We start from the raw sequence: 10,906 nt of genomic DNA, 5'->3' as shown, positions 1-10,906 counted from the left end.
AGCTGTTCTACCTGGGCCGACGACAACGAGGCGAGGCGCCGTCTGGCGCCGGCAGACCCTGGACGAACTTCCGGCGGCGACCACTAAGGGGTGTGGCCCGGCCGTAGGCAGCCCCCGGACACCACGCCGTAGAGTCTTCCTCTGTGAGTGCCGGTCCCCAGCCCAACACCATGCCGGCAGCATCATCATCTGGGAGCCATCCGCTGCGGGCGTGGCAGCGGGCCGCTCTCGCGGCCTACCAGGCCCGGACGAGTGCCGGTGCCCGCGACTTTCTGGCTGTCGCGACGCCGGGTGCTGGCAAGACGACGTTTGCCCTGCGAGTCGCCGCCGATCTCCTGCGCGACGGTGTGGTGCGTGCGATCACCGTGGTGGCCCCGACCGAGCACCTGAAGCGGCAGTGGGCACAGGCCGCCGCGGCGATGGGTATCGCCCTCGACCCGGCGTTTCGCAACACCGCCGGCGTAACCTCGTCGGACTACACCGGTGTGGTGCTGACCTACGCGCAGGTGGCAGCGCATCCCGCACTGCATCGGCTGCGCTGCGAGCGGCGCCGCACATTGGTGATCCTCGATGAGATCCACCATGCTGGTGACGCTCTGTCCTGGGGGGATGCGGCGCGTGAGGCATTCACGCCCGCGGTCAGGCGGCTGGCACTCACCGGGACGCCGTTTCGATCGGATGTCAATCCCATCCCGTTCGTGACGTATGTCCCTGGTCCAGATGGCGTGCTCCGCAGTATCGCGGACTCCTCCTACGGTTATGCTGACGCGCTGCGCGACGCTGTCGTACGTCCGGTACTCTTCCTGGCCTACTCGGGGGAGATGTCCTGGCGGACCAGCGCGGGGCATGAGCTTTCGGCCCGCCTCGGCGAGCCGCTGAACAATGAGCAGACCGCCGCGGCATGGCGCACGGCGCTGGACCCACGTGGCGACTGGATCCCCGCTGTCTTGGCCGCCGCGGACACCCGCCTGGCGCAGGTGCGCGGCGGCGGCATGGCGGACGCGGGTGGCCTGGTGATCGCCACCGATCATGCCAACGCCCGTGCGTACGCCACCATCCTGCGCCGCGTCACCGGAACCGAGCCGGTTGTCGTGCTCTCCGATGACCCGGCGGCCAGCTCGAAGATCGAGGCCTTCCGCGCCTCGCGGGACCGTTGGATGGTTGCGGTCCGGATGGTCAGCGAGGGCGTGGACGTGCCGCGCCTGGCTGTCGGGGTCTATGCAACCTCCGTTGCCACACCGTTGTTCTTCGCGCAGGCGGTCGGGCGCTTCGTGCGGGGCCGGGGCCGGCCCGAGACAGCTTCGATCTTCCTGCCGAGCGTTCCCGCCCTGCTCGCGCTGGCTGGCGAGATGGAGGTCCAGCGCGACCACGCCCTTGACAAGCCCCTGCGCGAACCGGACACGTTCGACGACGAGGCGCTCCGCGAGGCCAACCGGCGCCGTGACGTCCCCGACCTGACGGACCGGTCGTTCACCGCGCTCGGTTCGTCAGCGCACCTCGATCGGGTGATCTTCGACGGTGGTGAGTTCGGCACCCAGGCCGCGGCTGGTTCCGCCGAGGAAGAGGACTTCCTGGGACTTCCCGGGCTGCTGGAACCGGATCAGGTCGCGGTCCTGCTCAAGCAGCGGGAGGCGGCCCAGCTGGCCGCTCGGCGCAAGCAGGAGCGCGCCGGGCCGGCGAACCAGCCCGGACAGGGCATGACGGCTGTCCCCGGCCAGGCTGGTTCGCCGGCCGCCCGGCCGGACCCGAGCCCTGACGCCGCGGCGGCCGACCGGCCCACCTACGAGGTGCTCATCGAGCTGCGCCGGGAGCTGAACCGGCTTGTCGCCGCCCACCACCACCGCACCGGGCGCGCGCATGGGATGATCCACGGCGAGCTGAGGCGTACCTGTGGCGGCCCGGCAACCGGTCAGGCCACCGCCGCCCAGCTGCGGGCGCGTATCGACACCATCCGCCGCTGGGAGACATAGCGCCCTGCGCATCCCTGCCTGGCCGCACCCCACCCGCTGGACCAAGGCTGGCGTTTCGGCGTCCAGCGCGGGAGCAGGCCGTCGGCAGGGCCGCTGTCAGTGCCCGGGGCGGCGCCAAGACGCGGCCCGGCTGATGCCGTTGATGAACAAGGTTTTCGGGTGCGCTCGATAACGCGGAGCGCCGCGGCGGGTCATGGGCTTTGGGCGATGCTCATGGAGGTGATCTGGGCCTTGCTGACCGGGGTGCCGTCAGAGCCCCCGCCCTCGACACCGGGTGAGGTGAGGGCGTCCAGGACATCGAGGCCTTCGGTGATCTTGCCGACTATCGTGTATTTGTTTCCCAACGTCTGCGCACCGGTGTCGTTCGGGTTCTTGTAAATGAGGAAGAACTGGCTGCCGTTGGTGTCGGCACCGGCGTTCGCCATCGCTATGACACCGCGGGTGTACGCGGCACCGTCGGTGTTCTCGTTGGCGTAGGCAAAGCCCGGTCCGCCCTGACCTGTGCCGGTCGGGTCACCGCATTGCAGGACGAAGATGTTCGTGGCGGTTTCACGATGGCAGGGGGTGCCGTCGAAGTACTTGGCGTTGGCCATGGTGAGCAGGGCGTGAACGGTGCAGGGGGCTTTCGCCGCGTTCAGCGCTGCCTTGATGGTCCCCTTGCTCGTGGCGATGACCATCGTGGCCGGGGACTGGTCGACGCTGCCGGCCGCGGCCGGCAGGCTCACCGGCCGCGACGGGTCCCGGCCGTCCGCGGTGTAGGTGCAGGGGCCGACCTTCGTCGACATGGGCGCTGCGGAGGCCCCGGCGGATGGCGACCCGGCGGCTGAGGCTGACGGAGCCGCCGATGGGGAGGCCGCGACGGTGGTCTTGTCATCGTTGCCGGTGAGCAGGAGGACCCCCGCGAGGGAGCAGACAAGCACGACCGCGACGCTCGCGGCGATGATTGCGATCAACCGTCGGCGCTGACGCCGCGCCGCCGCGCGGCGTTCCGCCTGGCGGGCGATCCTCGCGGCGGCAATTTCGCGCCGCCGACGCGTCTTGGACGTCACCACCTGCCGGTCTCCTTGTTCCCTCGGGGCCGCCGATGCCGCGAAAGCATGCGTGCTCGCGCCGTCCTTGGCTGGGCTGGCCAGTCCGGGCGCCGGCGGGTTCGACCGGCTCCGGTAAGAGCCTGTTCATGGAGACTACTAGGGCGTGTTGTCGTCAGTCGGCGCCCAGCACCAGAGCGCCTTCCTCCGCAGCCTTGCCGGACCGGGCGCGGATGAGCCGCTCACTGATCGAACGCCCTATCCTCGGGCTCGACCCGGCAACAGGGCGTTCGCTCTTCCGCTGATGCGCGGCCGTGTGCCGATCGTGGTGGGCCACGGCATCCCCGGTGCGTCCCTACGCCTCAGCGGGCTGATCCTGCTGGGGCCGGGCCGCGGGCCGGGCCGCGGGGCCGCGGCGTGCCTGGGACGCCGATGTGTCGGCACGGCTGTGCTGGGCCACATAGGTTCCCACGCCGATCGCCGCGGCGATCGGCCACTCGACGATCTCGGCGATGGCGAGCACGCCCAAGCCGAGGTAGAAGGCGGTCTGCGTGGGTGATGGCAGCCTGACCGGACCCATCTTCATGCCCGTGCCAGGCGCACGGGGCACCTCGATGTGGGCGGTGGCAAATGGTGTCCGCAGTGTCGCGGTGTGTGGGTATCCCGCCCCGAGCTGCCCCCTGCCATGGGCGCGGCCGTTGTCAAAACCGCGCTCTTCGGCTTCCTTCTCGGCCGCGATGGTGGTGGCCTCGTTGCTCATTGCCGTGTCCTGTGCCTGGTCGTCCGTCTTGCTGGGCATCGGACCTCCTCTCCGTTATGTGTTCACCATCCCGCGGGGGAACCACGGGTAAACAGAAGATTGCAAAATTGTGCCCGTCGGCTTTCTCAGCATTAAAATCATTACTTTGCGTTAATAGTTACTCGCTTTTTGAAGTGATCTTCTGTGGGTGGGTGGGATGTGCGTGTATCGAGCGGCCTCGCTGGGGTGTCCAACGGCGCTGTCCGGGTACCGGGCCAGCTACACGCACCGGTCGGGGCACGACCCGCCCGGCCGCGGGAGCCGTCCGCGCCCGGTGTTGTGGCGGGGGAGCGGAAGCCCAATTTATTGATCGTAAGGTGACGAAGGCGATCCGTATGGTGACGAAGGGGGAATGTTGATGCTCCTGCCAGGGGTCCGGCACCTGCTGTCCGGTGTGGGGCTCGCCTCGCTGGTGCGGCCGCTGCTGGAACGGATGGAGCCGTCGACCGCGTCTACCCGGGCGGAGCGGGCGACGTGCTCCCGGGCGAGTGTTGAGGTACGAGGTATCCGGGGGCCGTCGGGCGAGGCGCGGCGCCGGTTGCTGGAGCGGGAGCTCGAGCGACATCCGGGGGTTGTGTGGGCTCGGGTCAACGCGCCGCTGGGACGGGTCCTGGTTGGGCTCCGCGATCCCTGCCCGAGCCGGCAGGAGCTGGTGGCGGTCGTCGAGCGGGTTGAGCGTCGTGACGGTGCCGCCGCCGACAGCGCCGACAGCGCTGATGGCGGCGAGGATGAGGGGGCACTGGCTGGGGAGGACAGCCATGCCCGGCCACCACTGCCTGATCCGCCTGATTCACCGGCTCCGGTGCTGCGGGCGGCCACCGCGCTCATCGCTGACGGGGTCGCCCTCGGCGTGGCGTCGGCAGGTTGGTTCACCCGCTGGATTCCGTTGCCGATCGAACTGGCCCCCCTCGTCACCATCATCGATACCCAGCCGCGGCTGCGCGGGGTCCTGGAACGGGCGATCGGACAGGACCAGGCGGACATCGTCCTGGCGGTGGCCAACGCGACCGCCGCGGGGCTGGCGCACGGGAGCGTTGCCATCGGCGTCGACCTGCTGCTTCGCGTTGAAGCTCTCGTCGCGGCGTGTGCCCGCCGGAACGCCTTCCTGGCCGCCGGTGACGAGCTGCTCGGTGATCCGGACCGCGCGGGTGCTGATCCGGTGCTTGTCGAGCGTCCCCGGCCGCTGCCGGCCGGGCCGCTGGAGCGCTACGCCGACACGGCTGGGATCAGTGCGCTGGCGGTCGCCGGGGTCACCGCGGCTGCCAGCGACGACCCGCGCCGTGCCGCCGCGGCCGGGTTCGCCCTGCTGCCGCGTCCTGTCCGGTTCGGCCGGGAAGGATTCGCCAACCACCTCACGCGCGTTCTGGCGGGCCGCGGAGCCCAGGTGATGTGTCCGCAGGCCCTGCGGCGGCTCGACCGGGTCGACACAATTGTCATTGATCATGATGTCCTGGTCGGTTCCGGCTCCACCGTTGGTGACGTCATCCCCGTGGACGGCGCGGACCCGAGCGAAGTCGCCGCGCAGGCTCATACGCTCTTCGGGCCGGCTGATCCGGCCGCGTCGTTCTCTCGGGACGGCTGGACGATCGCCCCGCTCGACCGGCTGGCCCCGGACGGTGGCTCGGGGTTCCGGGAGAAACAGCGGTTGGCGGCGGCGGGGGCTGGGACCGTCCTCGGGCTTACGCGGGACAGCAGGCTGATGGCAGTCGTCGCGGTGATCCCCGAACGCGCGCGGGGGAGCGAGGCGTTGCTGGCGTCCTGCCGTCGCAGCGGGCTCGCCGTGCGCGTGGCGCGGGGCGACCGAGGCCCGGTCGAGGCTCTCGGATTCCCGGTGGTCCCGGGCGGGCAGCGACTGGTGGCGGCCATCCGTGATCTGCAGGCGGAGCGTGGCGGTGTCCTGGTCGTCTCCCATCGGAGTGCCGCGGTGGGTGGTGCCGACTGCGGTGTCGGGGTCGATGACCGGGATGGTTGCCCGGCCTGGGGCGCGGATGTCCTTACCGGAAAGGATCTTTCGGTCGCTGCGATGATGGTTGAGGCAGCCGCCGCGGGCGCCAGGGCGAGCCGGCACGCGGTACGGCTCGCCCAGATCGGGTCCGGCGCGGGTGCGCTGATCGCGTTGACCGGTATCGGCCCGCAACGGGCGACCCGGTCGACGCTCATGGTGCATGGGGCGACCGCGTTGGCCCTCGGCAACGGGATCAGGATTGCACACGATCTTGGCCGTAGGCCGCCACCGCCGACCACCCCCCGTACGCCATGGCATGTGCTGCCGGCGCGGCGTGTCCTGGAGCGGCTGGACAGCGGTCCCGACGGGCTGTCGACGGCTGACGCGTTGCCGCGGCGGGCGGATGCGGCCGGTGCCGGCACCGTCGCGCCGAATCTGGCGGGGACGTTCGTCCAGGAGATCTCCAGCCCGCTGACGCCGATCCTGCTCGGTGGGGCAGCCCTGTCGGCTGCCACCGGATCGGTGCTGGACGCGGGTCTGATGGTCAGCGTCACGGTCCTGTCGGCGCTCGTGGGCGCTGTGCAGCGGCGCCGCGCCGACAGTGCGCTGGGCCGCCTTTTCGCCCAGTCCGCGGTCCGGGCACGGGTGCGCCGCGACGGGCAGGAGGCCGACGTCACCGCGCAGGAGATCGTTCCCGGCGATGTGATCATGATTGGGCCTGGGGACGTCGTTCCCGCGGACGGCCGGCTGCTGTCAGCGACGAATCTCGAGATCGACGAGTCTTCGCTGACCGGCGAGTCCGTCGCGGTCATGAAGTCACCGCGTCCGGTCGCCGCCAGTCACGTGGTGGATCGCTCATCCATGGTGTATGAGGGGACCACCGTGGCCGCCGGTCAGGGGCGAGCCGCGGTCGTGGCGACGGGTCTCGCGACCGAGGCGGGCGCGGGCATGGCCGCGGCCGCGGGTCCGGCCAGGGCGACCGGGGTCGAGGCACGGCTGACCGCGATCACTGATTTCACCACGCCGGTGGTGGCCGGCGCGGCCGGGACACTGCTCGCGTCCGGGCTCATCCGTGGGCTGCCCATCCGTGACACGCTGAGCGCTGGCGTGGCGCTGGCCGTTGCCGCGGTGCCCGAAGGCCTGCCGTTTCTCGCCACGGCCGCCCAGCTCTCCGCGGCCCGACGGCTGTCCGCCCGCGGGGCACTGGTGCGAAACCCGCGGACCATCGAGACTCTCGGCCGGGTGGACGTGCTGTGTTTCGACAAGACCGGCACGCTCACACGAGGCAGGATCGCGCTGGGCGCGGTGTCGGACGGCTCCCGGACCGCCGCTGTCACGGCTCTTGACGACCTGCGACGCCACGTTGTGGCCGCCGGGCTGCGCGCCACCCCGGTCGATATCGGCGGGCGCGCGACGCTGACCCATCCCACCGACCGGGCGGTGGCCCAGGGCGCGGCTGCCGCCGGCATCGCGCGTGACCACGGCCTCGCGTCGTGGACGGCGGGGGCGTCGCTGCCCTTCGAACCGGGCCGCGGCTATCACGCCTCCCGCGGCTGGGTGGGCGAGGCCGCGCTTCTCAGCGTCAAGGGCGCGCCCGAGACGGTTGTCCCGCGTTGCGCCTACTGGCGGACCGCGCACGGCACCGTCCCCCTTGACCGGATGGGCCGCGCCCGGCTCAGCCGTGAGCACCATGCGCTCGGTCGACGTGGGTACCGGGTACTGGCGGTCGCTGAACAGCGGACGCCGGTGGCAGGCCGGGAACTAGCGGACAGCGACCTTTGTGGGCTGGCCTTTCTGGGCTTTCTGGGGCTCTCGGACCCGGTTCGGGCCGGCGCGGGGCCGTCACTGGCCCAGCTGGGCGACGCCGGTGTCAGAAGCGTCATGATCACCGGTGATCATCCAAGCACGGCGGAGAGCATCGCCAGCGAGCTCGGGGTGCTTGACGGCGGCCGGGTGATGACCGGTATGGAGATCGATGCGCTGGATGACGATGCGCTGGACGCGGTGCTGCCCGAGGTGTCGGTGGTGGCCCGCGGGATACCGGCGCACAAGGTGCGGGTCATCCGGTCGTATCAGCGGCTCGGCAAGGTGGTCGCGATGACCGGTGACGGGACCAACGACGCGCCCGCGATCCGGCTCGCTGACGTCGGGATCGCCCTTGGGAAACGCGGCACTCCGGCAGCTCGGGCCGCCGGGGACGTGGTCGTCGCCGACGACAGGTTCGAGACGATTCTGGATGTGCTGGTCGAGGGCCGGGCAATGTGGGCCTCGGTCCGTCAGGCGCTGGGCATCTTCGTGGGGGGAAATCTGGGGGAGATCGCTTTCAGCCTGCTCGGATCGGTCGCCACGGGGAGGTCACCGCTGTCGGCCCGGCAGCTGCTGTTGGTCAATCTTCTTACCGATCTTGTGCCGGGCCTCGCCGTGGCGCTGCGCCAGCCCGATCCGGACCGGACGGGCCAGCTGCTCGGGGAGGGCCCGGAGCGTTCGCTCGGCCGTGCGCTCGTCCGGGAGGTGGCGGTGCGCACGGCCGCGACGACGGCAGCCGCGTCCGGCGCCTGGCTTGTTGCCCGGCTCACCGGCCGCCGCCGGCACGCCGACACGGTCGGGCTTGCGGCCCTGATCGGCACGCAGCTCGGTCAGACGGTGCTTGTCGGGAGAGGCAGCTGGTCGGTGCCGCTGAGCGCTCTCGGGTCGGCCGCCGTGTTGGTTGCGATCGTGCAGATACCTGGGCTCAGCCAGTTCTTCGGCTGTTCCCCGCTCGGCCCGCTCGGCTGGACGACCGCGGCCGGTGCCTGTGTCGGCGGGACGCTGCTGTCGAAGGCGCTGGAACCGGTCGCGGCGCGCGCCGTCCCGGACGACGGCGCGCTGGCGCTCCCCGACTGGCTCCAGCCGGGTCTGTGGCGGTACGAGGAAACCGATCCCGCGCCGCCACCGATTCCTGGTTAGGGCGTGTCTGAGATCGGATCTATCAGGCACACCTGAGGCCGAGCGGCAACAGGGGCGTGGCGTCGCGGGGCTGCGGCACGCCCCTCGCATCCGCATCCGCATCCGCATCGCGACGCACGCGCCCCAGCCCCGCTCTTTTCAGCCCTGGACGGGTCGGTTGCCCGTCATGTCGGCCCCGGGCGCCGCCTTCGCGACCAGGTCCGGGATGACCTCGGACAGCTCTCCTGGCGACCAGCGCCCCTGACGGTCGACGCTCGGGCCGTTGACCCAGCTTTCGACGACGGTGATGTTGCCACCGAACACCGCGAACACCCGGCCGGTGACGTCCTTGGAAGCGGCGCTCCCCAACCAGACCACGGTCGGGGAGATGTTCTCCGGCGCCAGCGGATCGGCGTCGCCGGAGGCATCCTTGATGGCCTGCACGGAGGCCAGGTCCTCGGTCAACCGGGTCAGCGCGGTCGGCGAGATCGCGTTGACGGTCACCCCGTAGCGGCCCAGCTCCTGCGCGGTGATCACAGTGAAGGCCGCGATACCCGCTTTGGCCGCGCCGTAATTGGACTGTCCAACGTTACCGAACAGGCCGGATGGTGACGTGGTGTTGATGATGCGCGCGTCGTTGGGCTGGCCGGCCTTGGCCCGGTCACGCCAATAGGCGGCGGCGTGGCGGGTCGGTCCGAAGGTGCCCTTCAGGTGCACCTTGATAACCGCGTCCCACTCGGCCTCGCTCATGTTCGCGAGCATCCGGTCACGCAGGATGCCGGCGTTGTTCACGACGACGTCCAGCCCGCCGAAGGTGTCTATGGCCTGCTGAATGAGGTTCTTGCTGCCGTCCCAGCTGGAGATGTCGTCGGTGTTGGCGACGGCCTCCCCACCGGCGGCCCTGATCTCGTCGACGACGGTCTGGGCGGGGCCGGCCGAGGCCCCCGAGCCGTCCCGGCTGCCGCCGAGGTCGTTGACGACGACCTTGGCGCCCTCCTGGGCGAACAGCTTCGCGTGCTCGCGGCCGATACCGTTGCCGGCCCCGGTGACGACGACGATGCGCCCCTCGCAGATCCCGGTCATGCCCGCACTTCCACTGTCATGATCTATCTCCAATGTCGGATGGTGCTGTACCGCTGTTCCACATGATGCTGTGGACGTGTTTGACGTGCTGGTTTGTTATTGATCATTGATTGGCCCGGTGGCGGGGATGCCGCCCAAGGCTGGTCGGATCCCGGTGCATCCTCACGCGCCGTGGGGTCCGCGGGCCACCGAAACCGTTGAATCGGCTGGACGATTGAAGCGCTGGAACGCCTCCCCAGCAACCCAGCCAGCCTGCCGGTGGGAGATGGCCTACGTGACGATGAAGGTCGCCGAGCCCCTGAGATGGACACCGCCGGTCTGGCGGGTCGCGGTGAGCTCGATGTCGACCAGACGCCGGCCGTTCTCCTCGCGCCGGCCGGTTACGCTGCCGGTGTATGTCAGGACGTCGTCCGGCCAGGCCTGTTCCTGGAACCGCACCTGGAACCGGCGGATGTTCGCCGCGCCCAGCCAGTCGGTGGCATAGGTCGCGAGGATGCCGGCCGGCAGCATCCCGACCGCGAAAACGGTCGGGAAGCCCGCGGCCCGCGCGAACTGTTCGTCATGATGGATCGGGTTCATATCCCCGGACGCGCCCTGGTAGCGGACAAAGTCCGTACGGGTGAGCGGCGCGTCGGTGAAGGGTGCCGCGGCCACCCCGAGCTGGAGATCGTCCCAGGTCGTGGGATTGGTCCTGATGGTCGTAGCGTTCGTCATGATGCCGTGGGCCCTTCCGCCGGTGCCTGGCTGGTGACGATGACGGTGGTCTTCGACTCGGCCACGAGCCGCCCCTCGGGCGTGCGGAACTCGGTGACGAGTTCGACGAACCGCATGCTTCCCCCGCGCGTGCCCCGCTTGTCGTAGCTGTTGCCGATGCGGGTCTGGCCGACGAGGCGGGTACCGGCCCGCGGCGGCTCACCGTGGAAGACAAACTCCTGTTCACCGTGCAGGACGCGGGCCGGATCGCCGATCTCCGCCATGGGTGGGGCGTTCTCGGGTCCCGTCCAGAAGGCGGCCGTGGCCAGAAAGGTCGCCGGCGACACCGGCACGTCGGCCGTCAGGTAGCCAGGGTTGGACGACTTGGTGGCGCGGGCGAACTCGCGGATTTTGCCGAGCTCGACCTCCATCGTGAACGGGGCTCCGGCCATGGGCCGCTCCT

7 protein-coding genes are annotated in these 10,906 nt (G+C 70.4%); 2 read left to right on the top strand and 5 right to left on the bottom strand.

What is annotated here, in order from left to right:
- Nucleotides 1-170: 170 nt before the first annotated feature.
- The gene (locus tag MJ797_RS23920) at nucleotides 171-1,970 is read left to right on the top strand and encodes a DEAD/DEAH box helicase (protein ID WP_239341484.1); all 1,800 of its coding nucleotides are present in this window, start codon (nucleotides 171-173) and stop codon (nucleotides 1,968-1,970) included.
- A 191-nt stretch (nucleotides 1,971-2,161) separates the two neighbouring features.
- On the opposite strand, the gene MJ797_RS23915 is transcribed toward MJ797_RS23920, so the two are convergent.
- Together MJ797_RS23915 and MJ797_RS23910 are read right to left on the bottom strand one after the other, a co-directional pair.
- Nucleotides 2,162-3,022: a peptidylprolyl isomerase gene (locus MJ797_RS23915; protein WP_239341480.1), complete on the bottom strand. Its 861-nt coding sequence runs from the start codon at nucleotides 3,020-3,022 to the stop codon at nucleotides 2,162-2,164.
- A gap of 331 nt (nucleotides 3,023-3,353) precedes the next feature.
- Entirely contained in the window at nucleotides 3,354-3,797 is a 444-nt protein-coding gene (locus MJ797_RS23910) for a hypothetical protein (protein WP_239341478.1), read from the bottom strand.
- A gap of 358 nt (nucleotides 3,798-4,155) precedes the next feature.
- Here MJ797_RS23910 and MJ797_RS23905 point away from each other — a divergent pair, with 358 nt between their 5' ends.
- Nucleotides 4,156-8,688: an HAD-IC family P-type ATPase gene (locus MJ797_RS23905; RefSeq protein WP_239341476.1), complete on the top strand. Its 4,533-nt coding sequence runs from the start codon at nucleotides 4,156-4,158 to the stop codon at nucleotides 8,686-8,688.
- A gap of 138 nt (nucleotides 8,689-8,826) precedes the next feature.
- Here the strand turns inward: MJ797_RS23905 and MJ797_RS23900 are convergent, their stop codons facing one another.
- The 3 genes from MJ797_RS23900 to MJ797_RS23890 all read right to left on the bottom strand — a co-directional run.
- Complete coding sequence (locus MJ797_RS23900) at nucleotides 8,827-9,750, bottom strand: SDR family oxidoreductase (protein ID WP_239341474.1); 924 nt, start codon at nucleotides 9,748-9,750, stop codon at nucleotides 8,827-8,829.
- 270 nt (nucleotides 9,751-10,020) lie between these two features.
- Complete coding sequence (locus tag MJ797_RS23895) at nucleotides 10,021-10,464, bottom strand: MaoC/PaaZ C-terminal domain-containing protein (RefSeq protein ID WP_239341472.1); 444 nt, start codon at nucleotides 10,462-10,464, stop codon at nucleotides 10,021-10,023.
- Nucleotides 10,461-10,906: MaoC family dehydratase N-terminal domain-containing protein (locus tag MJ797_RS23890; protein WP_308128366.1), on the bottom strand; the 446-nt coding region annotated here is incomplete at its 5' end. The genes MJ797_RS23895 and MJ797_RS23890, both read right to left, overlap by 4 nt.

Source organism: Protofrankia sp. CiP3 (assembly GCF_917627345.1).
Classification (GTDB): domain Bacteria; phylum Actinomycetota; class Actinomycetes; order Frankiales; family Frankiaceae; genus Protofrankia.
The sequence above is the reverse complement of the archived record's forward strand: the minus strand, read 5'-3'. Positions and strand labels throughout refer to the sequence as shown.

Bases quoted from the DNA above. Each gene is read 5' to 3' on its own strand.
- MJ797_RS23900 (WP_239341474.1), bottom strand. From the start codon at position 9,750: ATGACCGGGATCTGCGAGGGGCGCATCGTCGTCGTCACCGGGGCCGGC.
- MJ797_RS23895 (WP_239341472.1), bottom strand. From the start codon at position 10,464: ATGACGAACGCTACGACCATCAGGACCAATCCCACGACCTGGGACGAT.
- MJ797_RS23920 (WP_239341484.1), top strand. From the start codon at position 171: ATGCCGGCAGCATCATCATCTGGGAGCCATCCGCTGCGGGCGTGGCAG.
- MJ797_RS23910 (WP_239341478.1), bottom strand. From the start codon at position 3,797: ATGCCCAGCAAGACGGACGACCAGGCACAGGACACGGCAATGAGCAAC.
- MJ797_RS23905 (WP_239341476.1), top strand. From the start codon at position 4,156: ATGCTCCTGCCAGGGGTCCGGCACCTGCTGTCCGGTGTGGGGCTCGCC.